At 60.0% G+C, this 26,430-nt stretch carries 24 protein-coding genes and 2 pseudogenes; 17 read left to right on the top strand and 9 right to left on the bottom strand.

All coding sequences use genetic code 11. From position 1 onward, the window contains the following. Positions 1-192: 192 nt before the first annotated feature. The 3 genes from mgrA to ACIOVB_RS03435 form a co-directional block, all read right to left on the bottom strand. Complete coding sequence (gene mgrA, locus ACIOVB_RS03445) at positions 193-1,230, bottom strand: L-glyceraldehyde 3-phosphate reductase (protein ID WP_187679396.1); 1,038 nt, start codon at positions 1,228-1,230, stop codon at positions 193-195. A 110-nt stretch (positions 1,231-1,340) separates the two neighbouring features. After that, complete coding sequence (locus tag ACIOVB_RS03440; protein ID WP_401264826.1) at positions 1,341-2,660, bottom strand: LLM class flavin-dependent oxidoreductase; 1,320 nt, start codon at positions 2,658-2,660, stop codon at positions 1,341-1,343. Between the two features lies 1 nt (position 2,661). Then, positions 2,662-4,887: a TonB-dependent receptor gene (locus ACIOVB_RS03435; RefSeq protein WP_401264825.1), complete on the bottom strand. Its 2,226-nt coding sequence runs from the start codon at positions 4,885-4,887 to the stop codon at positions 2,662-2,664. Between the two features lie 205 nt (positions 4,888-5,092). Here ACIOVB_RS03435 and ACIOVB_RS03430 point away from each other — a divergent pair, with 205 nt between their 5' ends. Continuing rightward, positions 5,093-6,130, top strand: a complete 1,038-nt coding sequence (locus tag ACIOVB_RS03430; RefSeq protein ID WP_401264822.1) for a LacI family DNA-binding transcriptional regulator — start codon at positions 5,093-5,095, stop codon at positions 6,128-6,130. Between the two features lie 42 nt (positions 6,131-6,172). Here the strand turns inward: ACIOVB_RS03430 and ACIOVB_RS03425 are convergent. From ACIOVB_RS03425 to ACIOVB_RS03415, 3 genes and pseudogenes are all read right to left on the bottom strand, one after another. Next, positions 6,173-6,317: pseudogene (locus ACIOVB_RS03425) on the bottom strand (type II toxin-antitoxin system HicB family antitoxin); the annotation flags it as partial. Positions 6,318-6,328: 11 nt separating this feature from the next. Then, positions 6,329-6,412 (bottom strand): annotated as a pseudogene (locus ACIOVB_RS03420) (type II toxin-antitoxin system HicA family toxin); the annotation flags it as partial. 129 nt (positions 6,413-6,541) lie between these two features. After that, on the bottom strand, positions 6,542-7,432 hold the full coding sequence (locus tag ACIOVB_RS03415) for a LysR family transcriptional regulator (RefSeq protein ID WP_401264819.1): 891 nt from the start codon (positions 7,430-7,432) through the stop codon (positions 6,542-6,544). 130 nt (positions 7,433-7,562) lie between these two features. On the opposite strand from ACIOVB_RS03415, the gene ACIOVB_RS03410 reads away from it, so the two are divergent. From ACIOVB_RS03410 to ACIOVB_RS03390, 5 genes are all read left to right on the top strand, one after another. Next, a complete protein-coding gene (locus ACIOVB_RS03410; RefSeq protein WP_401264816.1) occupies positions 7,563-8,303 on the top strand; it encodes an SDR family oxidoreductase in 741 nt (246 codons plus the stop codon). A 32-nt stretch (positions 8,304-8,335) separates the two neighbouring features. Beyond that, the gene (locus ACIOVB_RS03405) at positions 8,336-8,842 is read left to right on the top strand and encodes a DUF1097 domain-containing protein (protein ID WP_401264815.1); all 507 of its coding nucleotides are present in this window, start codon (positions 8,336-8,338) and stop codon (positions 8,840-8,842) included. Positions 8,843-8,872: 30 nt separating this feature from the next. Continuing rightward, entirely contained in the window at positions 8,873-9,010 is a 138-nt protein-coding gene (locus tag ACIOVB_RS03400) for a hypothetical protein (RefSeq protein WP_401264813.1), read from the top strand. 75 nt (positions 9,011-9,085) lie between these two features. Next, complete coding sequence (locus tag ACIOVB_RS03395) at positions 9,086-9,553, top strand: DoxX family protein (RefSeq protein WP_401264812.1); 468 nt, start codon at positions 9,086-9,088, stop codon at positions 9,551-9,553. Positions 9,554-9,578: 25 nt separating this feature from the next. Further along, complete coding sequence (locus ACIOVB_RS03390) at positions 9,579-9,839, top strand: hypothetical protein (protein WP_401264810.1); 261 nt, start codon at positions 9,579-9,581, stop codon at positions 9,837-9,839. Positions 9,840-9,863: 24 nt separating this feature from the next. Here ACIOVB_RS03390 and betT read toward each other — a convergent pair whose 3' ends face one another. Both betT and epsC read right to left on the bottom strand, forming a co-directional pair. Next, positions 9,864-11,825, bottom strand: a complete 1,962-nt coding sequence (gene betT, locus ACIOVB_RS03385) for a choline transporter BetT (protein ID WP_401264849.1) — start codon at positions 11,823-11,825, stop codon at positions 9,864-9,866. A gap of 454 nt (positions 11,826-12,279) precedes the next feature. Further along, positions 12,280-13,206: a serine O-acetyltransferase EpsC gene (gene epsC, locus ACIOVB_RS03380; protein WP_187679385.1), complete on the bottom strand. Its 927-nt coding sequence runs from the start codon at positions 13,204-13,206 to the stop codon at positions 12,280-12,282. A 190-nt stretch (positions 13,207-13,396) separates the two neighbouring features. Here epsC and ACIOVB_RS03375 point away from each other — a divergent pair, with 190 nt between their 5' ends. The 11 genes from ACIOVB_RS03375 (at position 13,397) to ACIOVB_RS03325 (ending at position 24,894) form a co-directional block, all read left to right on the top strand. Beyond that, a complete protein-coding gene (locus ACIOVB_RS03375) occupies positions 13,397-14,389 on the top strand; it encodes a D-cysteine desulfhydrase (protein ID WP_401264807.1) in 993 nt (330 codons plus the stop codon). A 235-nt stretch (positions 14,390-14,624) separates the two neighbouring features. Continuing rightward, positions 14,625-15,425, top strand: a complete 801-nt coding sequence (gene tcyJ, locus ACIOVB_RS03370) for a cystine ABC transporter substrate-binding protein (RefSeq protein WP_187679383.1) — start codon at positions 14,625-14,627, stop codon at positions 15,423-15,425. 50 nt (positions 15,426-15,475) lie between these two features. After that, the gene (tcyL, locus tag ACIOVB_RS03365; protein ID WP_187679423.1) at positions 15,476-16,141 is read left to right on the top strand and encodes a cystine ABC transporter permease; all 666 of its coding nucleotides are present in this window, start codon (positions 15,476-15,478) and stop codon (positions 16,139-16,141) included. A 4-nt stretch (positions 16,142-16,145) separates the two neighbouring features. Continuing rightward, entirely contained in the window at positions 16,146-16,895 is a 750-nt protein-coding gene (gene tcyN / locus ACIOVB_RS03360) for an L-cystine ABC transporter ATP-binding protein TcyN (protein ID WP_187679382.1), read from the top strand. Positions 16,896-17,367: 472 nt separating this feature from the next. Next, positions 17,368-18,132 (top strand): hypothetical protein, encoded by a 765-nt coding sequence (locus ACIOVB_RS03355; RefSeq protein WP_401264805.1) that lies wholly within the window; start codon positions 17,368-17,370, stop codon positions 18,130-18,132. Positions 18,133-18,399: 267 nt separating this feature from the next. Next, entirely contained in the window at positions 18,400-19,641 is a 1,242-nt protein-coding gene (locus ACIOVB_RS03350; protein WP_401264803.1) for an SfnB family sulfur acquisition oxidoreductase, read from the top strand. 20 nt (positions 19,642-19,661) lie between these two features. Then, positions 19,662-20,855 carry an SfnB family sulfur acquisition oxidoreductase gene (locus tag ACIOVB_RS03345; RefSeq protein WP_401264801.1) on the top strand — a complete coding sequence of 398 codons (1,194 nt, stop codon included), beginning with the start codon at positions 19,662-19,664 and terminating at the stop codon, positions 20,853-20,855. After that, positions 20,855-22,207 carry an LLM class flavin-dependent oxidoreductase gene (locus ACIOVB_RS03340; protein ID WP_401264799.1) on the top strand — a complete coding sequence of 451 codons (1,353 nt, stop codon included), beginning with the start codon at positions 20,855-20,857 and terminating at the stop codon, positions 22,205-22,207. The genes ACIOVB_RS03345 and ACIOVB_RS03340 overlap by 1 nt, the downstream gene beginning before the upstream one ends. Positions 22,208-22,326: 119 nt before the next feature. Next, complete coding sequence (locus tag ACIOVB_RS03335; RefSeq protein ID WP_401264798.1) at positions 22,327-23,136, top strand: MetQ/NlpA family ABC transporter substrate-binding protein; 810 nt, start codon at positions 22,327-22,329, stop codon at positions 23,134-23,136. A gap of 2 nt (positions 23,137-23,138) precedes the next feature. Further along, positions 23,139-24,260 carry a methionine ABC transporter ATP-binding protein gene (locus ACIOVB_RS03330; RefSeq protein ID WP_401264796.1) on the top strand — a complete coding sequence of 374 codons (1,122 nt, stop codon included), beginning with the start codon at positions 23,139-23,141 and terminating at the stop codon, positions 24,258-24,260. Continuing rightward, positions 24,250-24,894, top strand: coding sequence for a methionine ABC transporter permease (locus ACIOVB_RS03325; RefSeq protein WP_064116958.1), 645 nt, complete (start codon positions 24,250-24,252; stop codon positions 24,892-24,894). The genes ACIOVB_RS03330 and ACIOVB_RS03325 overlap by 11 nt, the downstream gene beginning before the upstream one ends. Positions 24,895-24,946: 52 nt before the next feature. On the opposite strand, the gene ACIOVB_RS03320 is transcribed toward ACIOVB_RS03325, so the two are convergent. Next, positions 24,947-26,356 carry a hypothetical protein gene (locus ACIOVB_RS03320; protein WP_401264794.1) on the bottom strand — a complete coding sequence of 470 codons (1,410 nt, stop codon included), beginning with the start codon at positions 26,354-26,356 and terminating at the stop codon, positions 24,947-24,949. Positions 26,357-26,430 lie beyond the last annotated feature (74 nt).

The following is a 26,430-nucleotide window of genomic DNA, read 5'->3' as shown; positions in this document are numbered from 1 at the left end:
CCCCTCACCCTAACCCTCTCCCAGAGGGAGAGGGGACTGACCGAGTAGTTTTGTCGCTATACATCGACCTGATATACCGAGTCGAACTCAGGCTTAAAAAGCATTAAGATCGGCTCCCTTTCCCCCCTCGCCCCCCTGGGGGAGAGGGCTGGGGTGAGGGGGTAGGATCCGAATGACACACCCCGCTCGTGATCACTCCGCTGTCGAAGGCTTCTCCCAAAGATTGATCCCACCCTCCTGGGCAAACCCGTCAATCTCCGCCAATTCCTCAGCACTGAAGCTCAAATTCTTCAACGCCCCGACGTTCTCGATAATCTGCTCCGGCCGGCTCGCGCCGATCAGGGCCGAGGTCACGCGCGGATCACGCAGCGTCCACGCCAGCGCCAGTTGCGCCAGGCTCTGGCCGCGACGTTTGGCGATCTCGTTCAACGCGCGCACGTGGGCGATGTTGGCATCGGACAAGTGCGAAGCCTGCAACGAACCACCGCCCGGACGATTGACCCGCGCATCCGCCGGCACGCCGTTGAGGTATTTGTCGGTCAGCAGACCTTGCGCCAATGGCGTGAAGGCGATGACGCCGGTGCCGAGTTCATCGGTGGTATCGAGCAGATCCTTTTCCACCCAGCGATTGAGCAGGTTGTACGCCGGTTGGTGAATCAGCAGCGGCACTTTCCATTCTTTGAGCAGCGCGGCGATCTCGCGGGTTTTCACCCCGGAATACGAGGAGATGCCGATGTACAACGCCTTGCCCTGCTGCACCGCCGTGGCGAGGGCGCTGGCGGTTTCTTCCAGCGGAGTGTCCGGGTCGAAGCGGTGCGAATAGAAGATATCCACATAGTCCAGACCGAGGCGTTGCAGGCTCTGGTCGAGGCTGGCCAGCACGTATTTGCGCGAGCCGCCGCCCTGACCGTAAGGGCCGGGCCACATGTCCCAACCGGCCTTGCTGGAGATGATCAGTTCATCGCGATATTGCTTGAAGTCCTCGCGCAGCAGGCGACCGAAGTTGATCTCGGCACTGCCGTACGGAGGGCCGTAGTTGTTGGCCAGGTCGAAGTGGTTGATCCCCAGGTCGAACGCGGTGCGCAGCAAGGCGCGCTGGGTCTCGATCGGCGTGCTGTCGCCGAAGTTATGCCACAGCCCCAACGACAGCGCCGGCAGCACCAGACCGCTGCGGCCGACGCGGCGGTATGGGATAGAGTCGTAGCGGTTTTCGGCAGCGGTGTAAGTCATCGAATCCTCTCTTGTCTGTTTTGAAATGGGTGTCGACTGCTTCGCGAGCAGGCTCGCTCCCACAGGTAAATGCATTCCAAATGTGGGAGCGAGCCTGCTCGCGAAGGGTGTTACACAAATCGATTGCCGGGTCGGGCCAGGCCCAAGTTCTCGCGCAACGTCCGGCCCTCGTACTCAGTTCTGAACAGACCACGCCGTTGCAGTTCCGGCACCACGCCATTGGCGAAGTCTTCGAGCCCGCCAGGCAAATGCGGTACCAGCACATTGAAACCGTCCGCCGCGCCCTGTTCGAACCATTCCTGCAAACGGTCGGCGATCTGTTCAGGCGTGCCCACCACGCTGTAATGCCCTCGCCCACCGGCAATCTTGCGGCCCAGTTCAACGAGCGTCAGGTTCTCCCGGCCTGCCAGTTCGGTCAGCAGTTTTTGCCGACTCTGCTGACCACTGTCGGTCAGCGGCAGCTCCGGCAGCGGCCCGTCCAGCGGGTACTTCGACAAATCGAAGTTGCCCAGCATACGCCCAAGCAAGGCGACGCCAACTGCGGGTTCGACTAATTGCTGAAACGTTTCACATTTTTCCTGCGCATCGGCTTCCGTCTGCCCAACAACCACGAAAACCCCGGGCATGATTTTCAGCGAATCCGTGCTGCGTCCGTACTTGCTCAAGCTTCCCTTGAGATCGCTGTAAAACGCCTGAGCGCTGGCCAGTGAAGTTTGCGCGGTGAATACCACCTCAGCCGTTTGCGCCGCCAGTTCGCGACCGGTTTCAGAGGAGCCGGCCTGGACAATCAACGGTTGACCCTGCGGTGAACGCGCGACGTTCAGTGGCCCTTTGACCCGAAAGTGCTCACCGACGTGATCCAGCACGTGCAGTTTCGAAGGGTCGTAATACGCGCCACTGGCCTTGTCGCGGTGAAAGGCGTCGTCCGCCCAACTGTCCCAGAGCCCGGTGACCACCTGATGAAACTCGCGGGCGCGGCTGTAGCGTTCGGCATGGCCTATGTGTTCATCACGGCCGAAATTCAATGCTTCGGCGGCGTTGTCGGAGGTCACCAGATTCCACCCCGCGCGCCCGCCCGACAGGTGATCAAGTGAGGCGAATTTGCGCGCAACGTGATACGGCTCGTTGTAACTGGTGGTGGCGGTGGCGATCAGGCCGATGTGCTCGGTCACGGCACTGAGAGCCGAGAGCAAGGTGAGCGGTTCGAAGTGATCAGACCTTGCCATGCGGCTGGCAATGTCCTGGGTCGGCGCAGCGACGCTGTCAGCAACGAACAGCGTATCGAACTTCGCCGCCTCGGCAATCTGCGCGAGCCGTTTGTAATGGGCGAAATCCAGCCCGGCGTTGGCCGGCACTTCCGGATGACGCCACGCGGCGACGTGGTGCCCGGTGGCCATAAGAAATGCGCCGAGTTTCAGCTGTCTGCTCATCTTAAAAATCCTTGCGCAGTTGCACGCCGAAGTAGCGTTCGTCATCCCGTGGCACGGCGCGATAGATGTAGTTGCCGCCGCTGGCCAGCAGTGGCGAATAGGACTTGTCGGTAAGGTTCTTGCCCAGCAAGGCCACGCGCCAGCCGTTGCTGTAATCGGCCAGGGCGATGCTGGCGTTCCAGAGGCCGTAAGCGCCTTGCTTGGTGTCGGCGTTCTGGCTGATGTCGTACTGCACTTCGCTCTGCCAGCTGTAGTCAGTGCCGAGTTCGATATCCAGGCCGTTGTCGAGCGGGATGGTGTAGTCGGCGCGCACGTAGCTTTTCCAGTCCGGGCTGAACGGCAGCGGTTTGCCGTTGACGTTGCACGATGCCGCCGCGCCGGCCGGGCAGGCGAATTCGTCGATGCGTGCGCGGGTGTAGGCGAGTGCGCCGGAGAATTTCAATTGCTGGCTCGCCTGCAAGGCGTAATCGAGTTCGACGCCTTCTGTGCTGACGCTGCCGGCGTTGATCAGGCGCGTCACCACTTGCCCGGCGACGGTGTCGAAAAAATTGGCCTGGTAGTTGTCGTAGTCGCTGTGGAAAACCGCGAGGTTGGTGGTCAGGCGATTGTTCCACGACGTGGCTTTGATCCCCGCCTCCCAAGTGTTGGAGGTTTCCGGTTTCAGCGCTTCGGTGTCGCGCGGCTGCATGTTGAAGAACACGTTGTAGGCCGGGCCTTTGTAGCCGCGCGAGTAGGTCAGATACGTGGTGACCGCGTCGCTCAAGTCGTACTGCACGCCGAGTCGACCGGACCAGCCGTCCTCGTCCACCGAGCCGGAACTGCTGGTCGCCGGTTGAATGCCGCTGACGGTGGTCGCCGAGGTGGAGACGCGGCGGTGATCGTATTCCAGATCATCGTGGGTGTAGCGCAGGCCGGCGATACCGCGAAAGTCCGGGGTGAAGTTCAACGTCGCTTCACCGAATGCCGCGTAGCTGTCGCTGGTGGTGCTGTAGTCGGCAACGCCTCGGTCGGTGCGCGTGGTGGTGGTCAGTGTGCGCTGATAGGTTTCGTCGTCTTTGCCGTGCATGTAAAACAGGCCGCCGACGTATTCGAGGAATTCGCCTTTCGGCGAGGCCAGGCGCAGCTCCTGGGAGTATTGGTCGAAGGCCAGATCGCCCTTGTCCGCTGTGCCGGGGAACGCCGCCGTCACCGTGCCGAGTCGGTCGCCATCCTGATACTGAGTGTTATCCCAGCCACGCCATGCGGTAATCGACGTCAGGGTGTAATCGCCCAGTTGCCAGTCGAGCTGGCCGGACAAACCTTTGTTGATGTCCTCGACGTGGCTGCGGGTGTCGGTATTGATGTCGCGATTGTGGCTGGTGGCGTTGACCGGGCTCAGCGCATTGGCGAAGGCCGGGGTCAGCGATTTGCTCACCACGCCATTCGGACCGTCATCGTGGGACTGCATGTAATCGGCGATCAGGGTGAAGGTGACGTCATCGTTAGGGGTGAATTCGAGTTTGCCGCGCACGCCGCGATGGTTGTAGCCGTTAACCTCCTGACCGTTGTATTGGTTGTCGACGTTGCCATCGTAGCTGCCGAACAAGGTGCTGATCGAGCCCTTGAGCGTGTCCGGAATCAGGCTGCCGCCAATGCCGAAGCGGGTGCGGCTCTCATTGCCGCTGTAGTACGACTGATCGATGTAGCCGTGGGTCTTGGTGGTCGGCGCCTTGCTGGTGATGTTGAGCACACCGGCCGAGGCGTTCTTGCCGAACAGCGTGCCTTGCGGGCCGCGCAGGACTTCGACGCGCTCCAGATCCAGCAGGTCGAGCGTGGACTGGCCGGGACGTGCATACACCACGCCGTCGATCACCGTGGCCACGGTCGGCTCGACGCCGGGCGAGGTGGAAATCGTGCCGACGCCGCGCACGAACAGTGAGGTGTCCTTGTTCGATGCACCGGTACGGAAATTCAGCGACGGCACTTGCTGGACGATGCTCGCCACGCCGTTGCGGTTGTCGCGTTCAAGCTGTTCGCCGTCGATCACCGACACCGCCACCGGCACCTTTTGTAGCGATTCTTCGCGGCGGGTGGCGGTGACCGTCACGGACTTGAGTGTCGGCTCCTGACCAGTGCTCTCAGCCGCGAAAGCATCGGCCAGCGGCAACGCCGCCAGCCCCGTGAACAGCCAGCCCGCAGCGCGAATCGATTGCGCCAGTTTGTGTGTCGCCCCAGGAATGTTGTGCATGTTTGCCCGCTCGAAAATGGCCCTGAACCGCTGCCGTTCTGCGACGACAGCGCCTGTATCGGTGTCTTGGGCATTCGCTCGAGCGAGTAGCAGACATCGCGCTTTGTTAGCGCTAACATCGCCAGTATTGGCAAGCCCGACATAGAGCGTCCAATACTGAAAAATTACTTTTATATGCGTTTTGGTTTTTAAGAAGGATCGCGCCATGAACGAAGAAAAGCCCCGCAAACGCCGTGGCGCCGGACGCGTGACCCTGAGTGCGGTTGCGCGAGAGGCTGGCGTTTCAGCGATCACCGTGTCGCGTTACTTCAATCAGCCGGAGCAAGTCTCGCCGGAGCGCCGCGAGCGGATTGCTGCGGTGGTGGCCGAGTTGGGTTATGTGCCGAATCTGGTGGCCGGTGGTTTGGCTTCGGCGCGAGGGAAAATCGTTGGCATGGTGATTCCGAACATCTCCGGACCGATCTTCGCCAACACCATTCAGGGCTTCAGCGATACGCTTAGCCGTCACGGTTATCAGCTGCTGCTGGCGTCGAGTTACTTCAGCACCGAACTGGAAGAAAACGCCGTGCGAGCGTTTCTTGGCTGGTCGCCGGGAGCACTGGTGCTGACCAGTCATTTCCACAGCGCTGGCACGGAAAAGATGATTGCCGAGGCGGAGATTCCGGTGATTGAAACCTGGGATTACCAGCCGGAACGCCAGCCGATGCAGATCGGTTTTTCGCATTTTGAAGTGGGTGTCAGCGCCGCTCGATATCTGTACGACAAAGGTTATCGACGTATCGCTTTCGTACCGAACAGCGCGCCCGGCGACCTCAGTGCACTGGAACGCCGCGACGGTTATGCCGCGACTGTGCGCGAGTTCGGACTGGAACCATGGGTGTTCGCCCCGGACGCCGACCGCGCGCCGTTCGAAGCCGGCAAACAGGCAATGGAAGCCTTGATGAACGCCCATTCACGCCCCGACGCAATCATCTTCGCCAACGACAACCTCGCCGCCGGCGGCCTGCTGGCGGGCCAACGTGCCGGCATTAAAATCCCCGAAGACTGCGCCATTCTCGGCTTCGGTGATTACCCATTTGCCGAGATGCTATTGCCGAGTCTGAGCACCATCAAACCGCCGGCGCTGGAGATCGGTGTGCTTGCCGCGACGCGGGTATTGGAAAGCCTTGGAGTGTTGCCGAGCGACGATGTGCAACGCCTGAATCTGCTGCAATGCACAGTTATCGAACGCGAAAGCACCTGATCGGTGGGAGCGCCGTCAGGTAGACAATTCGCGCAATGCAGCAGCAGCCAATCCCTCGTAATGCAGGGCCAGTGTTTTCCAACGCTTCGGCTACCGTGACGCCTGCGCAGAAGCACCCCGGTACATCCGGGACAATCACTCCGTAGTCCGAATCGGCATCCTTGTGCAGAACGACCGGAAATTTCATGTGGCTGAATCCTTCCATTGATGGTGGCTGCCTTTCACAGCAACCAGATACCAACCATCCTCTTCGATCATCCTGATCATTTCCCGAGTGCGCAACTCCTTCGCCCTTTTCGCCAGCAATGGCTGCTGACTGTACGACTGGCAAAGACATTTCAATACACACCATACGCACCCTGATAAAAATCAGTGCATTGAGCAGCCGTGCATTTCTTCATCGATCAGCGGTTAGCCCGCGTCAGCAAACACCTCCCCCAACCAATCCACAAACACCCGAACTCGTGGCGACATGTGTCGGTTGTGCGGGTACAGCACAGATACCGGCATCGGAGGGGGTGGCGTGTCGATGAGGATTTCCTGCACCACTCCCTGAGCAATCAGCGTTTCCATCCGGTAATGCGGGCACTGGATCAGACCTAGCCCGGCGATGGCTGAGGCGGCGTAGATTTCGGCGCCGAACACCGACAGCGCGCCATCGATGGCGACTTCCTGCAGTTCGCCGTCGACCATGAATTCGAAGGGAAACAACTTGGCCGTGGTGCGCGAGACGTAGTTCACCGCGCGATGGTTTTTCAATTCAGAGAGGTTCTTCGGCTCGCCGTATTGACGCAGGTAAGCCGGGCTGGCGCAGGTGATCTGGCGCAGGTTGGCGACTCGCTTGCCGATCAGGTTGGAGTCGCCAAGCGTCCCGGCGCGCAGCACGCAATCGACGCCTTCGGCGATCAGATCGACGAAGCGGTCGGCCTCGCTGATCGACAGTTCGATGTCGGGATAACGCTCCATGAATTGCGGCAGCGCCGGGATCACAAAATGCTTGGCCAGCGTCCCGTGCAGATCCACCCGCAGCCGTCCTTTTGGCGCCACGCCGCGAAACGCCAATTCGGCCTCCTCCAGTTCCGCGAGCAATTGCACACAGCGTTGGTAGTAAGCCTCGCCATCCAGTGTCGGCCGCACTTTGCGCGTGCTGCGCTCCAGCAAGCGAGTGCCGAGCCAGGCTTCGAATTGATTGAGGGTATGAGTCAGTGTCGCCCGTGGCAGGTTCAGGTCATCGGCCGCCAGGGTGAAGCTGCTGCGCTCGTATATGCGCACGAAAACCTTCATCGCTTTGACTTGATCCACGGCGCTTTCCCCGGCTTTTGATTGTTGGCGATTTTTGAACAGTCAAGGCAACTCTCGTGCATTTATCGGTGTGAGTAAACATGTGAAATTGACTCCACACCCAATCAACACCTGCACAAGGATCATCGCCATGACTCAGCAAACTTCGAAAGTCGCCCTCGTAACCGGTGCTTCTCGCGGCATCGGCGCGGTAATCGCCAAACAACTGGCCAGTGAAGGATTCGCCGTCGCCATCAACTATGCGAGCAGCGCCAGTGAAGCCTCGAAACTGGTGGTGGAGTTGCGCCAGGCCGGGCATCAGGCCATGGCGGTCAAGGCAGATGTTGCCAATGCCGGCGACGTGCAGGGCATGTTCGATGAGACCGAGGCGCAACTGGGCAAGATCGATGTACTGGTGAACAACGCCGGCATCCTCAAGGTGTTGCCCTTGGCGCAACACAGCGACGAACTGTTCGAGCAGAACTTCAACATCCACGCTCGCGGCACTTTCAATACCCTGCGCGAAGCAGCGACACGCTTGAACAGTGGCGGGCGGATCATCAATTTCTCCAGCAGCACCGTCGGCATGAACCTGCCGGGTTACGCGGTGTACATCGCCAGCAAAGCAGCGGTGGAGTCGCTGACCCAGGTGTTCGCCAAGGAAATGCGCGGACGCAACATCACCGTCAATGCCGTGGCACCGGGCCCGGTCGCTACTGAGTTGTTTCTGCACGGCAAGAGTGAAGAGCAGATTCAGACCTTCGCCAAGATGCCTCCGCTGGAACGCCTGGCTCAGCCAGAAGACATTTCCCGCGTCGTGTCCTTCCTGGTCGGCCCGGATTCGGCTTGGGTCAACGGGCAAGTCCTGCGCGTCAACGGCGGCCTCGTCTGAGCGGCCTCACCCGGGCAAAGGAGAAGAAAATCATGAGTCATCCAGCCAATACCGCCCACACCGGGCAATCGAAACTGATGTTTACGCTGTTCACCGCGGTGGCTGCCGCCACTGCTGCACTGGCGGCCGGTTCCAGCCTGTTGCTGACCCTGCCAGTCTGGGCGATGTTTGTCGGTTGGGTCGCGTTCTTCAGTCGTGGCCTGACCTTGCGCGACGGCCTGGTGAACCTCGGCTGTGTGCTGATGGGCATCGCCTTCGGCATGGCTGCGGCGCTGAGCATCGGCGCCCTGACGCCCACGTTGGGCCTGTTTGCCCTGCCGGTCGTGGTGTTTGTCGTGGCAATGGTCGTGGTGTCGCTGCGTGCCACCCGGACGATGAACAACCTCGTCGCTTACTTTCTCGGCCTGATCGCCTACTTCGCCTCGCACTTGGAACCCTCTCTGGAAAGCTTCGTTGAACTGGGCGGCGCCGGCGCCCTCGGTTCCTTCGCCGGCTGGTTGTCCCACCTCGCGCAACAACGCCTTCCTCGTCGCGCCTGAAACCACCCTCACTATGCTGAGATCAACGCCATGAAATCCGTCATTCTGATTACCGGTGCCTCCAGCGGTTTTGGTGCACTGACCGCCCGCTCGCCCGCCGATCGGGTACGCGCCGAGATGTTCCGCCGCATCGGTCTGGAAGACCTGCTGAAACCGACGCTGCGCTAATGCCTGCCCTGCCACCGATCGTTCCCATGCTCTGCGTGGGAACGATCATTGATGACCCGTGCCTCGGAGCTCCCCATGCGTCAGAACCCGACCTTGCTTATTCCCGCCCTTGCGCCGTTCTATCGCCTCGGTGAACCCGTTTCCTACGCCCTGTTACGCGCCACGTACGGTGTGATCATGGTGACCCATGGCTTGCCCAAACTGCTGGGTCAATCGCACGGTTCGATGGCCGATCCGATGGCCGCGTCGATCAACCTGATCCAGAACGTCCTGCACCTGCCTGTGCCGGGCCTGATTGGCCTGCTGGTGGCGCTGCTGGAAGGTGTCGGCGGATTGCTGCTGGCCCTGGGACTGGGCACGCGCCTGCTGGCGGCGCTGATGGGTATCCAGATGCTGGCGATCGCCAGTATTCTCGGACCAACGTGGCCCTGGATCGACCGTGGCATCGAGTACCCGGTGCTGATGGCGTTTCTGTCGCTGTACATCCTGTTTCGCGGAGCAGGACGCTACTCACTCGACCACACTCTAGGTCGAGAACTCTGAAAGTTGCAGTCGCGAGGACGTCGCCATGCACACCACCATCATCATCTTCTTCGGCCTGGTTCTGCTGACCCTGATGCTCTACATCGGCGAGCGCATCGGCTTCAGTCGCCAGACGATGGCGTACAGCTTCGCCGCGCTATGGCTGGCGCTGACGGTGATTAACGGCGCGGTGGGCGTGGTGCATACCGGCCAGTCCGTGGGGTCGGAACTGGTAATCGGCAGTGCGGTATTTGGCGTGCCGCTGGCGGCGATGGTGTTGTACATGGTGCTGAGCGCCGAGTCCTGAACAGACGCGGCGCTCAGCTCATGATCAACGAACCAAGTGCAGGAACTGCATGTGCCGTTCGTACTGGTCGAGGATGTCGTTGATGATCTGTTCCTTGGTGTAGCCGACCAGATCGTAGTCCTGACTGCCCTCGCTCAAATGCACTTCGGCGCGGTAATAGCGACGGTTGTTGAGCTGCTTGGAGCCCATGCCACCACGGGCGAATGACGGCGTGAAGTAGCCGCGCATCTGCACCTGATAGATGAACGGATGCTGCTCGCCGTGACCGATTTCCAGGCTGACGTTGTCATGCGCCGGATCCGGCTGGGTGACGACGTTCAAGCCTTTCTCGACGAAAACCGCCGTCACTTCTTCGATCGCCGGGCGCACGGTGGTGTCCATGAAACGGTACACCTCATCACGCGACGGGAAGTGCACAGCCTGACTCAGGCGCTGTCGCCAACCACCCGTGCCACGCCGCGCACCGGACACCGGTGCCAGCGAATGCAGTTGCGCGATCTGCTTCTGCGACTCGAGATAGAACGCCTTGTGCAGGCCCCACATCATCAACAGCAGAATCAGCGAGAACGGTAACGAGGTCAGCACGACCGCCGACTTCAGCGCATCGATGCTGCCGGAGAACAGCAACGCGCTGGTGATCAGCGCGGTCATTGCGCCCCAGAACACCCGCAGCCATTTCGGCCCGTCTTCATCCGGGTTGCCGCCCTTGGCCGACAGCGTCGAAAGCACCACCGTGCCGGAGTCGGCGGAGGTGACGAAGAACACGAAGCTGATGAACACCGTCACGGCGATGACGGTTTTGCTCCAGGGGTAGGTTTCCAGCAACAGGTAAATACTCATCGACGGGTTTTCGATGGCCGACATGCCGAGCGCGCTCATGCCGTGATTGAGCACTTGATCGAGAGCGCTGTTGCCGAAGATCGACATCCACGCCAGGGTGAAACCGAGCGGGATCAGCAGCACGCCGAAGACGAATTCACGGATGGTTCGGCCACGGGAAATCCGTGCGATGAACAGGCCCACGAACGGCGACCATGCGATCCACCAGGCCCAATAGAACACTGTCCAGCCGCCGAGCCAGTCACTCGGTTTGTCGTAGGCGTAGAGGTCGAAGCTCTTCATCGGCAAGGCGCCGAGGTAGTCGCCGACGTTCTGGATCAGGGTGTTGAGCAGGTGCTGGGTCGGGCCGGCGAACAACACAAACAGCAGCAGCGCACAGGCCAGCAGCATGTTGATGTCGGACATCACCCGCACGCCTTTATCGACGCCGGATACAGCAACGATGATCGCCGCGCCCATCATCAGCGTGATCAGGCCGACCTGAATCCACTGGGTGTGAGCGATGCCGAACAGGTAGTCCAGACCCGAGTTCAGGTGCAGCACACCGAAGCCCATGTCAGCGCCAAGACCAAACACCGTGGCGATGATGCCGAAGCCGTCCACCGCGTAGCCGATGGGGCCGTTGATGCGTTTGCCGATCAGCGGATACAGCGCCGAACGCAGGGCCAGTGGCAGGTTATGCCGGTAGGCGAAGTACGCCAGGGCCATGCCGACGAAAGCGAATACGCCCCAGCCGTGCAGGCCCCAGTGCAGAAACAGCACCTGCATCGCCTGACGCGCCGCGTCCGCCGTGCCGGCCTCGCCTTGCGGCGGCTGGAGCATGTGGGTCAGCGGTTCGGACACGCAGAAGAAGAACAGCGTGATGCTGATCCCGGCGGCGAAGAGCATGCCGGCCCAGGACAGATAACTGAATTCGGGCTCGTCGTGGTCGGCACCGAGTTTTATCTTGCCGTAGCCGGATAACGCGGTGACCACCACGAAGACCAGATACAGCGTCATCGCGAGCATGTAGTACCAGCCGACCGTGTTGGCCGCCCAGTTTTGCGCTTCCAGCAGCCAGGCACCAGCCTGTTCCGGCATGGCGATGACCACGAGACCAAACAGCAGAATGACCGTCGCGGCGAAGTAGAACACCGGCGGATTCATGCGTACCAGGCCGCTGGCGGGGGTAGACGATGCACTCATGAAACATGCACCTCGAGGGTTTGAAACGTGGCTGAAATGATCGGACTCAGCAAAGGCAAGCCTCCTGTTGTGAGCGGGCAGCGAACCACCGGTTTAACTTGAATGAACGTTCAAGTTAAACATGGATAGGGCGCCAAGGACTAATCGCACGGCTAAGCGGTAGCTTTCCTACGCTAGCTCAAGGAGGGGTATGACGTGGGTTTGAGTGGATTCGTTCAATAGCCCCTCACCCTAGCCCTCTCCCAAAGGGAGAGGGGACTGATTGGGGGATATTGGGGAGATACGCCGACGTGATCCTGCTGTACCGAATCCATAATCGACTTGGTGTTTCAGGTCGATGTTTGACTCAAGACACCTTGATCGGCCCCCTCTCCCTCTGGGAGAGGGCTGGGGTGAGGGTTAAGCCTCTAAAGCCCTACTTCTGCGTGCCGTCATCATGCTGCAAATTGGCCTGAGTCAAATTGCACCCCGCCGGCACACTGCGGGTCAGCCAGACATTGCCGCCAATGGTCGAACCCTTGCCGATGGTGATCCGCCCGAGAATCGTCGCCCCGGCATAAATCACCACATCGTCCTCGACAATCGGATGGCGTGGATGGCCCTTCTGCAACTGCCCGTCTTCATCCGCCGGGAAGCGCTTGGCACCCAAGGTCACCGCCTGGTAAATCCGCACGCGCTCGCCAATGATCGCCGTCTCGCCGATCACCACACCCGTGCCGTGATCGATAAAGAAACTGCGGCCGATCTGCGCGCCCGGGTGGATATCAATCCCGGTGGCCGAGTGGGCGATTTCCGCACTGATGCGTGCCAGCAACGGCAGCCCCGCGCGATACAAATGGTGGGCCAGACGATGGTGAATCACCGCCAGAATTCCCGGATAGCACAGCAACACTTCATCGACGCTGCGCGCCGCCGGATCGCCGTGGTAGGCCGCCAGCACATCGGTGTCGAGCAGCGTGCGCAGCCCCGGCAATGCCAAGGCAAAATCCTGCACGATCTGGATCGCGCGCGTCTCGACTTCGCTGTCGTCCTGCGCGCTGTGGCGGGCGACGTAGCGCAGTTCCAGGCGCGTCTGCGCCAACAGGGCGTTCAACGCCACATCGAGGGTGTGGCCGACGTAAAAATCTTCACTTTCTTCGCGCAGATCCACCGGCCCCAGGCGCATCGGAAACAACGCCCCACACAGCGCTTCGAGAATCTCCGCCATCGCGGCGCGGGACGGCAGCTCTCGACCACCCTGCTCGCCGGAGGCCCGGCCATTCTGGGCACGCCACTGATCCCTCGCGGTACGCAGTTGGCTGACGATGGTCTGCAATTGCCAATGGCTGGAACGCTCGCTCACGGTAAAGACTCCTCACGGGCGGCCGGACTGTCTGGCCGCGTCAACGGCGACTACTTTACGGCATGCCCCCAAGCGCGAATTAAGAACCGATAGTGCTGGGCTCAGTCCATTTGGCTATAAGCGATTCGCGGTTGCCCCTGCAAAAGCGCGTGCCTATAGTCCCTTCATCTTTCTCCGCCAGTACGGACTCATGATCAAACAACAGCTTGACCGCTTTAACCGTATCGACCTTCTCGACCAACCGACTCCACTGGAAAAACTCGAGCGTCTGTCCACCTGGCTGGGCCGCGACGTGTACATCAAACGCGACGATCTGACGCCACTGGCCATGGGCGGCAACAAGCTGCGCAAACTCGAATACCTCGCCGCCGACGCGCTGGCGCAAGGCGCCGACACGCTGATCACTGCCGGTGCGCTGCAATCGAACCACGTGCGCCAGACCGCCGCACTGGCAGCCAAACTGGGTCTGGGCTGCGTGGCCCTGCTGGAAAATCCGCTGGGCACCGACGACAGCAATTACACCGGCAACGGCAATCGCCTGCTGCTGGATCTGTTCGATACCAAGGTCGAACTGGTCGACAACCTCGACAACGCCGACGAACAACTCGCGGCACTCGCCGTGCGCCTGCGCAGCAACGGCAAGAAGCCGTATCTGGTGCCGATTGGCGGCTCCAATGCCCTTGGTGCGTTGGGTTATGTGCGTGCTGGTCTGGAACTGGCCGAGCAGATCAAGGACACCGGCCTGGAATTCGCCGCCGTTGTATTGGCCTCCGGCAGCGCCGGCACCCACAGTGGTCTGGCGCTGGCGTTGAGTGAGGCGTTGCCGCAATTGCCGGTAATCGGCGTGACCGTGTCGCGCAGTGAAGAAGCCCAGCGTCCGAAAGTGCAGGGCCTCGCCGAACGCACGGCCGATCTGCTCGGCGTGGCGTTGCCGGCAAGCTTCAAGGTCGAATTGTGGGACGAATACTTCGGCCCGCGTTATGGCGAACCGAATGCCGGGACGCTGTCCGCAGTGAAGCTGTTGGCGAGTCAGGACGCGGTGTTGCTTGATCCGGTGTACACCGGCAAGGCCATGTCCGGGTTGCTCGACGGGATTGGTCGTCAACGCTTCGATGAAGGCCCGATCATTTTCCTGCATACCGGCGGGGCGCCGGCGTTGTTCGCCTATAAGGATTTCCTGTAAGCGGAAGACGAGATCGTTCCCACGCTCTGCGTGGGTACGACTAATATTCCAACAAGGAATAACATTTCAAATATTAAGTATTTTCACGTCTAACGCAGACATCTTATAGTCTCGCCGCAGGCGAATTTCAGGCGAGACGCATAAGCTGCTTTAAGGCAGGATAGCGCTGTCGTTCAAATCACGAATTTGCCTACATTCCTTAAGCGTCTTCCATAAGAAAACACAGGGGCTTGTCATGAATTTTTCCGCACTACGTCGCAATCTGCTGGTCGGTTCGCTGGGTCTTGCGCTGAGCGCCGGTCTGATTGGCCAGGCAGTGGCTGGTGAGCAACTGCAACAGATCAAGGACAAAGGCGTTATCAACGTCGGCCTGGAAGGCACTTATCCACCGTTCAGCTTTGTCGACGAGAACGGCAAGCTGTCCGGTTTCGAAGTCGAGCTTTCCGAAGCGCTGGCGAAAAAACTCGGGGTCAAAGCCAAGATCCAGCCAACCAAATGGGATGGCATTCTCGCCGCGCTGGAATCCAAGCGTCTGGACGTCGTGGTCAACCAGGTGACCATCTCCGACGAGCGCAAGAAGAAGTACGACTTCTCCGAACCGTACACCGTCTCCGGTATCCAGGCATTGGTGCTGAAGAACAAGGAAGCGGCACTGAACATCAAGACCGCTGCTGACCTGTCCGGCAAGAAAGTCGGTGTAGGTCTGGGCACCAACTACGAGCAGTGGGTCCGCGCCAACGTACCGGGTGCTGACGTGCGTACCTATGATGATGATCCGACCAAGTTCGCCGACCTGAACAACGGCCGTACCGATGCCATCCTGATCGACCGTCTGGCCGCACTTGAGTACGCCAAGAAAGCCCCGAAGACCGTAGCCGCCGGTGAAGCATTCTCCCGTCAGGAATCCGGTATTGCCCTGCGTAAAGGCGAGCCTGAATTGCTGGCAGCCCTGAATAAAGCCCTCGACGAACTGCGTGCCGACGGCACCCTTGAGAAGCTGTCCACGAAGTACTTCAACGCTGACGTCACTAAATAATGGAAGTTGGATTTCAATTCGAAGCGCACTTCCCGCAGTTGAGTCAGCAAATCGCCGAAACCACTCAGCTGCTGCTGAACTCCGCGCCCTTCCTGCTCAAGGGCGCGTATTTCACGGTGATCCTCAGTCTCGGCGGGATGTTCTTCGGCTTGCTGCTGGGCTTCGGCCTGGCGCTGATGCGCCTGTCGCGCTTCAAATCAGTGAGCTGGCTGGCGCGCGTCTACGTGTCGTTCTTTCGCGGGACACCGTTACTGGTACAGCTGTTCGTGATCTATTACGGCTTCCCGCAACTAGGAATCGAGCTTGATCCGCTGCCAGCTGCGCTTATCGGCTTCTCGCTGAACATGGCCGCTTACGCCTGTGAAATCCTCCGCGCCGCGATCGGTTCGATCGAACGCGGTCAGTGGGAAGCCGCTGCGAGCATCGGCATGACCCGTGCGCAGACCCTGCGCCGGGCCATCCTGCCGCAGGCCATGCGCACGGCATTGCCGCCGCTGGGCAACAGCTTCATTTCGCTGGTCAAGGACACGGCACTGGCCGCCACCATTCAGGTGCCGGAACTGTTCCGTCAGGCGCAGCTGATTACCGCCCGGACTTTTGAAGTCTTCACCATGTATCTTGCCGCCGCGCTGATCTACTGGATTCTGGCCACGGTGCTTTCGCACTTCCAGAACAAGTTGGAAGAGCGGGTCAATCGGCACGACCAGGAGTCCTGACCCCATGATTGTCGTGGAAAAACTGACCAAGCAATTCAAGGGTCAGGTCGTGCTTAACGGCATCGACCTCGAGGTGAAGGAAGGCGAAGTGGTCGCGATCATCGGCCCCAGCGGCTCGGGGAAAACGACGTTCCTGCGCTGCCTGAACTTCCTTGAGGAACCCACCAGCGGCCGGATCAAGGTCGGCGATATCGAGATCGATACCAGCCGCCCGCTGAACCAGCAGCAAAGCCTGGTGCGCAACCTGCGCCAGCACGTGGGCTTCGTGTTCCAGAACTTCAACCTTTTCCCCCACCGCACCGCCCTGGAAAACATCATCGAAGGCCCGATCGTGGTCAAGAAGATGCCGCGCGAGCAAGCCATTGCCCTGGGCATGAAGCTGTTGGCCAAGGTCGGCCTCGCCGGTAAAGAGGACGCCTATCCGCGTCGTCTGTCCGGTGGTCAGCAACAGCGCGTGGCGATTGCCCGGGCGCTGGCGATGGAGCCGGAAGTGATCCTGTTCGACGAGCCGACCTCGGCCCTCGATCCGGAACTGGTGGGCGAAGTGCTGGCGACCATCCGTGGTCTCGCCGAAGAGAAACGCACCATGGTCATCGTCACTCACGAAATGGGCTTCGCCCGTGACGTTGCCAACCGTGTGGTGTTTTTCGACAAGGGCGTGATCGTCGAGCAAGGCGAAGCCAAAGCGCTGTTTGCCAACCCGAAAGAAGAACGCACTCAACAATTTCTCAGCAAGTTCCTGAATCACGCCTGAGAACTTCAAGAAGTAGACACACTGACTTCCACGGATGGAAGTTACCTTTACCCCGCCCTCACCAACCCGCTCAATATATATAAACAAAACATAATCAATGCATTACATATATATGTTCTGCAACAGATGAAACTCGTCTATTACCTACCGAACGCTGAATGCCTGCCTTTAAATAAGTCCGTACACAAACCTTCAAAAAAGCCTGAGTTCCGTGGCCTTATTCACAATAACACCTAGGCATACGGCTTCGGCAATGTAGGAAAATTCTGATTAACCCGTAATTCACGAATTAACTAACAGCGTCTATTGACACCCCTCCCCGCACACTCTTATCTAGTCGCCAACCGGCACTACTTAGTTAAATCGACGCGCATATAACTTGAACAAATGTTCATTGCTTTATTGCCAGTTGATTCACAACTTTATTCTTCCAGAAACGGACTTCGCTGCAAGGCTCCAAGGAGAGAAATCGATGACCCGCACTTCGCACACCCCCGAACTCGCAGCGCCGACCCTGGCACCCGCGCAAAAAACCGGCATCAACCTCGCTGCCGCCGCCCACCTGTTGGTCGATGTGTCGCCCTACCCCGACATGGACTGCGGCGACCTGATCGAACTGTTCTGGAACAAATGCTATGTCGCATCAAAGGTGCTGACAGCCGAGGACGTCGGCACAACGGTAAGACTGCGGGTGCCGGAGAGTTTTATTGCCGACGGCACCGCGCGTATCCACTATCGGGTGATGCAGGTCGGCCAGGGACCGGCGCTGTCGGCGGCGACTCGCGTGCAGGTCAAGCTCGATTGCCCCGGTGGCCAACCTTCGGCAGTGTGCGCAGACGAAAACCAGCAACTGGCGCCAGTGACGATCCCCGACACCATCCGCCGTCAGGGCGTAAACCCCAACCAGATAAAACGCGGTGTGCCGCTGACCATCGAGCCATACCTGAACATGGCCGAGGACGACGCCATTACTTTGCGCTGGGGCGACGTGCGCATGGATCTGGCGCCGATCACGGCAGCGGATATCGGGCTGCCCATTCAGGTCTGGGTGCCGCCAGCGGTCATCGTCGAAGCCGGCGAGGATCTGAGGCTGGACGTGACCTATTGCATCCTCGACCGGGTCGGCAATAACTCGCGCTGGGCGCCGCCGCGAACGTTGAAGATCGGGTGTGTGAATCCTTATCTGAAGGTGCCGTTGAAGCCAGTGTGCAAGGCAGCCGAATCGCACGAAGAGTGAAACGCTCTACGAAGTGAGGAGCCAGGGCTCCTCACAACGAAACACTTAACCCTCCAGACCATGACCCCTTCTATACATATTCCTAAAAGTTAGTTTATTTAATATTTATACACGCTTAGGGTATATGCACCGGACCACCGGACATTCTTTCGTTCGCCGCACTTTCGCGGCGTTTTTCATGAGATGTGAGGTAGGTAGTATGGTCCGGAACACAATCACCCCAGTGCAGATCGCCAGGGCATTGCGTGCAGCCAAGGAGCGGCACTGATGTCCAGTCTGGCAGACGCAAACGTCCAGTCTGATCTGGACATCGCCCCGTTGTTGTTGCCCGCGCAGGTCTTGCGCAACGACGCCCAAGCCATCAAGGCCGCCCATGAGCTGGCGCAAGTTGCCCGCGTGCAGGCCGCCAAACGCGACCGCCAGCGCAAGTTGCCGTGGTCGGAAATCGAACAGTTCACCCGCAGCGGTCTGGGCAGCATTGCCATCCCGCGCGAATACGGTGGCCCGCAGGTTTCCTTCGTCACATTGGCCGAGGTCTTCGCGATCATTTCCGCCGCCGATCCGGCGCTGGGACAGATCCCGCAGAACCAGTTCGGCATCATCAATCTGGTGCTCGGCAGCGCGACCGGAGAGCAGAAACAACAGCTGTTCCAGAGCGTGTTGGAAGGCTGGCGCATCGGCAATGCCGGCCCTGAGCGCGGCACCAAAAACACGCTGGAACTGAAAGCGCGAATCACTGCCGACGGCGATGACTACGTGATCAGTGGCCAGAAGTTCTACTCCACCGGCGCGCTGTTTGCGCACTGGGTCGCAGTCAAGGCGCTCAATGATGATGGCAAGCAAGTGCTGGCCTTCGTCCGTCGCGGTACGCCAGGGCTGCGCATCGTTGATGACTGGTCGGGCTTCGGTCAGCGCACCACCGCCAGTGGCACGATTCTGCTGAACAACGTGCGCGTCGAGTCGAGCCTCGTCGTCGACAACTGGAAGATCAACGAAACCCCAAACACCCAAGGCGCCGTGTCCCAGCTGATCCAGGCTGCCATCGACGCAGGGATCGCCCGTGGCGCCATTGACGACGCCATCGAATTCGTCAAAACCCGCGCGCGGCCATGGATCGACGCCAAAGTTGAACGGGCCAGCGATGACCTCTACGTGATCGCCGACATCGGCAAACTGAAAATCGAACTGCACGCCGCCGAAGCGCTGCTGCGCAAGGCCGGGCAAGTGCTCGATCAGGTACACGCCGCGCCGCTGACCGCCGAATCCGCCGCCCGCGCCTCGATTGCCGTGGCCGAAGCCAAAGTGCTGACCACCGAGATCTCGCTGCTGGCCAGCGAAAAACTCTTCGAACTGGCCGGCAGCCGCGCGACCCTCGCCGAATTCAACCTCGACCGCCACTGGCGCAACGCCCGGGTACACACCCTGCACGATCCGGTGCGCTGGAAATATCACGCGGTCGGCGCCTATCGCCTCAACGGCACTTTGCCGGCTCGCCATTCCTGGATTTGACCAGACCTCTGGAGAAACACATGACTCTTTTCCATCCCGTCGCGGTCATCACCAGCGATGAGCAAGCCCTGATCGTCGCCAGCGATCTGGCCGAAGATTTCAAACGCGACAGCGCCCTGCGCGACCGTGAACGTCGCCTGCCGCTGCCGGAACTCGACGTGTTTTCCCGCTCCGGCCTGTGGGGCATCAGCGTGCCCAAAGAATACGGCGGCGCTGGCGTGTCGAACGTGACCCTGGCCAAAGTCATCGCCCTGATCGCTCAGGCTGACGGCTCTCTCGGGCAGATTCCGCAGAACCATTTCTACGCCCTCGAAGTGCTACGGGTGAACGGCAGCCACGCGCAGAAACAACGGCTGTACGCCGAGGTATTGGCCGGCCAGCGTTTCGGTAATGCTCTGGCGGAACTGGGCACCAAAACCGCCCACGACCGTGTCACCAGCCTCAAGCGCGACGGCGATGGCTACCGCATCAACGGTCGCAAGTTTTATGCGACCGGCGCGATTTACGCGCAGCGCATTCCAACGTCCGTGGTCGATGAAAACGGCGTGCAGCAACTGGCGTTCGTGCCGCGCGAAAGCAAAGGCCTGACCGTGATCGACGACTGGAGCGGCTTCGGCCAGCGCACCACCGGCAGCGGTTCGGTGGTGTTCGAGGACGTGTACGTCGCCGCCGAAGACGTGATCCCGTTCCAGAGCGCTTTCGAACGTCCGACCACCGTCGGCCCGCTGGCGCAGATCCTGCACGCCGCCATCGACACCGGCATCGCCCGCGCCGCTTACGAAGATGCATTGCACTTTGTGCGAAGCAAGACGCGGCCATGGATCGACTCCGGCAACGACAAAGCCACCGAAGACCCGCTGACGCTGAAAAGCTTTGGCCACTTGAGCATTCGCCTGCACGCCACCGAAGCGCTGCTGGAGCGCTCCGGCGAGTTCCTCGACAAGGCTCAGGCCGAGAGCAACGCCGAAACGGTCGCCGCCGCCTCGATTGCGGTGGCCGAGGCACGCGCGATCAGCACGGAAATCTCCCTCGCCGCCGGTAGCACCTTGTTCGAACTGGCCGGCAGTCAGGCCACCCTGATCGAGCACGGCCTCGACCGCCACTGGCGCAACGCCCGGGTGCACACCCTGCACGACCCGGTGCGCTGGAAGTATCACGCGGTGGGCAATTACTACCTCAACGATGAAAAACCGCCGCTGCGGGGGACCATCTGATGGCGAAGAAAAAAATCCTGCTCAATGCGTTCAACATGAACTGCATCGGCCACATCAACCATGGCTTGTGGACGCATCAGCGCGACACCTCGACTCGCTACAACACCATTGAATACTGGACCGAGCTGGCGCAGTTGCTGGAGCGCGGGCTGTTCGACGGCTTGTTCATCGCCGACATCGTTGGCGTGTACGACGTCTATCAGAACTCGGTGGATGTCACCCTGAAAGAGTCGATCCAGCTGCCGGTCAACGATCCGTTGCTGCTGGTTTCGGCGATGGCCGCTGTCACCAAAAACCTCGGTTTCGGCCTGACCGCCAACCTCACTTACGAGCCGCCGTATCTGTTCGCCCGACGCATGTCGACCCTCGATCATTTGAGCCGTGGTCGCGTCGGCTGGAACATCGTTACCGGCTATCTGGACAGCGCCGCCAAAGCCATGGGCCTGCGCGAGCAAGTCGAGCATGACCGTCGCTACGATCAGGCCGACGAGTATTTGGAGGTGCTCTACAAACTCTGGGAAGGCAGTTGGGAAAACGGCGCGGTGCTCAATGATCGCGAACAGCGTATCTACGCCCAACCGGAAAAAGTGCACAAGGTCGAACACAAGGGCGAGTTCTATCAGGTCGAGGGTTATCACCTCTGCGAGCCGTCGCCGCAGCGCACTCCGGTGCTGTTTCAGGCCGGTAGTTCTGATCGTGGTTTGCTGTTCGCCGGGCGTCACGCCGAGTGCGTGTTTATCAGCGGCCAGAACAAACCGTCGACCAAAGTGCAGGTGGACAAGGTGCGCGCCAGTGCCGTCGAGGCCGGGCGCAATCCCGAGGACATCAAGGTGTTCATGGGCCTTAACGTCATCGTCGGCGAGACTGAAGAAGCCGCATGGGCCAAGCATGCCGAGTACTCGAGCTACGCCAGCGCCGAGGCCGGCGTGGCGCATTTTTCCGCGTCCACTGGCATCGACTTTTCGCAGTATGAAATCGACGAACCGATCCAGTACGTGAAGAGCAACGCCATTCAGTCCGCGACCAAGAACCTGCAAAACAACGACTGGACCCGGCGCAAATTGCTCGACCAGCATGCCCTCGGTGGCCGCTATATCACCGTCGTCGGTTCGCCTGAGCAAGTGGCGGACGAACTGGAATCCTGGATCGCCGAAACCGGTCTGGACGGCTTCAACCTGACCCGCATCGTCACCCCGGAAAGCTATGTCGATTTCATTGAGCGGGTGATTCCGGAGTTGCAGCGGCGTGGGTCGTACAAGACCGTGTATGACAGCGGCAGCTTGCGCGAGAAGCTGTTTCACGGCGAGGCACAGTTGCCGGAGCAACACATCGGATCTTCGTACCGCCGCTAAAAGCTTCGCGAGCAGGCTCGCTCCCACAGGGGAAAGCATTCCAAATGTGGGAGCGAGCCTGCTCGCGAAGAGGCCCGACCAGACACCACACATTTCATGCACTGACTGGAAAAACCACTATGACCAAGAAACTCCTGTCCCACCCAGTCAAAGCACTGGCCCTGGCCCTCGGCCTGTTCAGCTCGGCCGTCTTCGCCGCCGACGCTGCGCTGAAAATCGGCACTACCGCCGCCTTCGCCATTCCGCTGGAAGCCGCCGTCGAAGAAGCCTCCAAGCAAGGCCTGAACGTCGAACTGGTGGAGTTCACCGACTGGATCGCGCCGAACGTCAGCCTCGCCGCTGGCGACATCGACGTGAACTACTTCCAGCACATCCCGTTCCTGGAGAACGCCAAGGCTGCCGCCGGTTTTGATCTGGTGCCATTCGCCCCGGGGATCATCAACAACGTCGGCCTCTACTCGAAGAAATACAAAAGCTTCGACGAGTTGCCTGAAGGCGCCAGCGTCGCCATCGCCAACGACCCGATCAACAGCGGTCGCGGCCTGCAACTGCTGGCCAAGGCCGGGCTGATCACCCTGAAGCCGGGCGTCGGCTACAAGGCCACCGAAGACGACATCGTCGCCAATCCAAAGAAAATCAAAATCCTTCAGGTCGAAGCCGTGCAACTGGTGCGCGCCTACGACGACGCCGATCTGGTGCAGGGCTACCCGGCCTACATTCGCTTGGCGAAAACCTTCGATGCCGGTTCCGCGTTGCTGTTCGACGGCCTCGATCACAAGGAATACGTGATCCAGTTCGTGATCCAGCCGAAGAGCAAAACCGATCCGCGCCTGATCAAATTCGTCGACATCTATCAGCATTCGCCAGCCGTCCGCGCGGCACTGGATAAGGCCCACGGCAAGCTGTATCAGGCCGGGTGGGAAAGTTGAGCATGACAGCCGCGACCCAACGGCGACTGGATATTCCAGAGCTAAAGAATGCTGAACGTACAGAATTGCATCCCAAGCTGAACCGCGCCCACGTGCGCTTCATCGGCCTAGGCAAAACCTACGAAGGCCGGCAAGGCCCGGTCGCTGCCCTGCAAGGCATCGACCTGGCGATCCAGCGCGGCGAAGTGTTCGGCATCATCGGCCGCAGCGGTGCGGGCAAGTCGTCGCTGATCCGCACGATCAATCGTCTGGAACAACCGACCTCAGGAAGGGTGCTGATCGATCAGGTGGACATCGGCGAGTTCGATGAAGACCGCTTGGTCGCCCTGCGCCGACGGATCGGCATGATCTTCCAGCACTTCAATCTGATGTCGGCGAAAACGGTTTGGCAGAACGTCGAACTGCCGCTGAAAGTCGCGGGTGTGCCAAAAGAACAACGCGAAAAAAAGGTTCGCGAACTGCTCGAACTGGTCGGCCTGCAGGCCAAGCACAAGGCCTATCCGGCGCAGCTTTCCGGCGGCCAGAAACAGCGTGTCGGCATCGCCCGCGCCTTAGTGCATGACCCGGATATTTTGCTCTGCGACGAGGCCACTTCCGCGCTCGATCCGGAGACGACTCAGTCGATCCTCGGCCTGCTGCGCGAGATCAACAAACGTCTGGGCCTGACCATCGTCCTGATCACTCACGAGATGGCGGTGATCCGCGACATCTGTGACCGCGTAGTGGTGCTGGAACACGGCCATGTCGTCGAGCAAGGTCCGGTGTGGGAAGTGTTCGGCAATCCGCAGCACGAGGTCAGCCAGACGCTGCTCGCGCCGCTGCAACATGCGTTGCCAGAAGAATTGCAGAACCGTTTACAGGTGCAGTCATCATCCTCCGGGGCGGCGGTGGTGCTGCGTTTGCAGTTCACCGGCAGTGCCAGTGATGAGCCGGATCTGGCGGCATTGTTTGCAGCCCTCGGTGGGCGGGTGAAATTGCTCCAGGGCGGCGTGGAAAGAATTCAGGGGCACGCGCTCGGGCAATTGCTACTTGCCGTGAGCGGTTCGCCGTGGAGCGCCGAGCAATTGCGCGAACGCGCCGGGCAATGGGCGCAACGGGTGGAGGTGCTGGGTTATGTGGTTTGATCGCTTGCTGCAAGGTTTTATCGACACGTTTTTGATGGTCGGCGTGTCGTCGTTGATCGCGCTGCTGGTGGGCATTCCCATGGCGGTGATTCTGGTCACCAGCGACAAGGGCGGGATCTACCAGGCGCCGGTGCTGAATCGCGCATTGGGCGCATTCGTGAACCTGTTCCGCTCGATCCCGTTTCTGATCCTGATGGTCGCGCTGATTCCGTTCACCCGCCTGATCGTCGGCACCACCTACGGCGTGTGGGCTGCTGTGGTGCCGCTGACTATCGCCGCGACGCCGTTCTTTGCGCGGATCGCCGAAGTGAGTCTGCGCGAGGTCGATCACGGTCTGATCGAAGCCGCGCAAGCCATGGGTTGCCGGCGCTGGCACATCGTCTGGCATGTGCTGTTGCCGGAAGCGCTGCCGGGGATTGTCGGCGGTTTCACCATTACGCTGGTGACGATGATCAACTCCTCGGCCATGGCCGGCGCAATCGGCGCCGGTGGCTTGGGCGACATCGCTTACCGCTACGGCTATCAGCGGTTCGATAGCCAGATCATGCTGACGGTGATTGTGTTGCTGGTGGCGTTGGTGGCGGTGATTCAGTTGGGTGGGGATCGGTTGGCGCGAGGTTTGAATAAACGCTGAAGCCCATCAAGGGATCACAGCCTGCGTGGGAGCGCAAAGGCTGCGATATTGCTTAATCCTCGATCAGGCTGTCGAGCCACGCATATTGGGCTTTGCTTTGATGCAGCACCTGCATGCTTTTCGCCGCACAAATCAAACTGTCAGCATTGTTCACCGCCAGGTGCGCTCGCATCTGCGGGTTTGCATTGAACAGGTCAACCGCCGCCTGAAGGTCCAGGTCGTCGCCGATTCCCAGGTAATCACCGACACCGAACAAAAAGGCATCGTGGTCATCCGAAAAAGACTTCAAATAATCGACCGTCAATCCGCCGCGCATGATCGCCTCGGAGACACCGCGCTCAGGAACGTCGTAAACGGTCAACGAATCCCCATCCAGCAAACGGCCCAGACGGCTGTCCAGATAGAAATAATCCGCTGCATTCGGCCCAATGCTCTGGAACCGGTCGATTCTGTTGGTGTGCAACATTTCATGGCCCAGGGAAATACTCAAAGTCCCGCGCTGCATGTAATTGCGATTAAGAAAGAACCGACCGTGAAAATCATTCTTGTACATCCATGCCCCGCTATTGGTGTCCGCATCGACCCCGAGAAATTTCTCATCCCCCCAAGCCCCTTGGTACTCCCTGGAAAGCGCCAGGCCTCGCGCGACTGAATCGGCGAATTGTTGGGTAACGGCGCGGTGAGCGCTGCCAAAGAAGCTTTCGTACACCCCGTCGGCGTCGGGATATTGCAGGCCGATGGCGTGACTGGCCTCAGAGAAAATGCTTTCGACCGCTTGCAACTCCGAGCGAATCATTACCGCCTGCTCCATCGGGAACTGCTTCAACCCGCGTGCAACCAGCGTGCCCTCGAGTGCCGCGGTGCGCTCCAACGTGTCATCGCTACCGGTATGAACCCGGTTTTTTTGGGCATAGTCGGTTCTGACCTCACGTATGAGCTGATCAATGTCGATATCAATCACTTTGCCCGGATCGGGCAAAGGCCGAGACCGTTCGAGTGACCAGATCTTGCTGCGCGGATCAAAAAACAGCGCCGGCCCCCGCGCTGCCGATTCAGAGGCCAGCGCTGCCCGATATTCACCGGCGATGCCGGTTTCCCGGACCAGTACGATCTCGCCGGGAGCGATATCGACATAGTTTCGGTTCTTGAACACCCTGAGGCCCTGAGCATTGGCTGCGGGCAAGTTGGCCGGTGCTCTCAAGCTGTAGCGCTCAAGTGTTTTGATCGTCGGATGCAGGGGCGTGACCTGGGCAGAATGCAACGGAGTAATCGTGATGACGGAGGGCGACGGGTCAGCAGGCGAAACCGCCTCCATGCCTGATAGGTCCGCGTCAGGGCGGTGAATCTTCACCGGCGTCCCGTCGCCGGATGGCGTACTGCCGGCTCTTTTACGGGTTGGCGTTGCATCCGTCGAGTGACGGCGGGTCGACGAGGTGGAGCCGGGGTTGCGAACAATGCCCATGAAAAATCCTTTTTTTGAGTGAGTCCCCCTGAAGAAAAAACAGGGCAGACATCGCGATAGTCGTCTATCGCGCA

The organism is Pseudomonas sp. NPDC087639 (assembly GCF_044743385.1).
GTDB lineage: Bacteria > Pseudomonadota > Gammaproteobacteria > Pseudomonadales > Pseudomonadaceae > Aquipseudomonas.
This window is presented reverse-complemented; position numbering and strand designations above follow the sequence as displayed.

Coding starts and splice junctions, on each gene's coding strand:
- mgrA (WP_187679396.1), bottom strand. CDS start 1,230: ATGACTTACACCGCTGCCGAAAACCGCTACGACTCTATCCCATACCGC.
- ACIOVB_RS03440 (WP_401264826.1), bottom strand. CDS start 2,660: ATGAGCAGACAGCTGAAACTCGGCGCATTTCTTATGGCCACCGGGCAC.
- ACIOVB_RS03435 (WP_401264825.1), bottom strand. CDS start 4,887: ATGCACAACATTCCTGGGGCGACACACAAACTGGCGCAATCGATTCGC.
- ACIOVB_RS03430 (WP_401264822.1), top strand. CDS start 5,093: ATGAACGAAGAAAAGCCCCGCAAACGCCGTGGCGCCGGACGCGTGACC.
- ACIOVB_RS03410 (WP_401264816.1), top strand. CDS start 7,563: ATGACTCAGCAAACTTCGAAAGTCGCCCTCGTAACCGGTGCTTCTCGC.
- ACIOVB_RS03405 (WP_401264815.1), top strand. CDS start 8,336: ATGAGTCATCCAGCCAATACCGCCCACACCGGGCAATCGAAACTGATG.
- ACIOVB_RS03400 (WP_401264813.1), top strand. CDS start 8,873: ATGAAATCCGTCATTCTGATTACCGGTGCCTCCAGCGGTTTTGGTGCA.
- ACIOVB_RS03395 (WP_401264812.1), top strand. CDS start 9,086: ATGCGTCAGAACCCGACCTTGCTTATTCCCGCCCTTGCGCCGTTCTAT.
- ACIOVB_RS03390 (WP_401264810.1), top strand. CDS start 9,579: ATGCACACCACCATCATCATCTTCTTCGGCCTGGTTCTGCTGACCCTG.
- betT (WP_401264849.1), bottom strand. CDS start 11,825: ATGAATCCGCCGGTGTTCTACTTCGCCGCGACGGTCATTCTGCTGTTT.
- ACIOVB_RS03375 (WP_401264807.1), top strand. CDS start 13,397: ATGATCAAACAACAGCTTGACCGCTTTAACCGTATCGACCTTCTCGAC.
- tcyJ (WP_187679383.1), top strand. CDS start 14,625: ATGAATTTTTCCGCACTACGTCGCAATCTGCTGGTCGGTTCGCTGGGT.
- tcyN (WP_187679382.1), top strand. CDS start 16,146: ATGATTGTCGTGGAAAAACTGACCAAGCAATTCAAGGGTCAGGTCGTG.
- ACIOVB_RS03355 (WP_401264805.1), top strand. CDS start 17,368: ATGACCCGCACTTCGCACACCCCCGAACTCGCAGCGCCGACCCTGGCA.
- ACIOVB_RS03350 (WP_401264803.1), top strand. CDS start 18,400: ATGTCCAGTCTGGCAGACGCAAACGTCCAGTCTGATCTGGACATCGCC.
- ACIOVB_RS03345 (WP_401264801.1), top strand. CDS start 19,662: ATGACTCTTTTCCATCCCGTCGCGGTCATCACCAGCGATGAGCAAGCC.
- ACIOVB_RS03340 (WP_401264799.1), top strand. CDS start 20,855: ATGGCGAAGAAAAAAATCCTGCTCAATGCGTTCAACATGAACTGCATC.
- ACIOVB_RS03335 (WP_401264798.1), top strand. CDS start 22,327: ATGACCAAGAAACTCCTGTCCCACCCAGTCAAAGCACTGGCCCTGGCC.
- ACIOVB_RS03330 (WP_401264796.1), top strand. CDS start 23,139: ATGACAGCCGCGACCCAACGGCGACTGGATATTCCAGAGCTAAAGAAT.
- ACIOVB_RS03325 (WP_064116958.1), top strand. CDS start 24,250: ATGTGGTTTGATCGCTTGCTGCAAGGTTTTATCGACACGTTTTTGATG.
- ACIOVB_RS03320 (WP_401264794.1), bottom strand. CDS start 26,356: ATGGGCATTGTTCGCAACCCCGGCTCCACCTCGTCGACCCGCCGTCAC.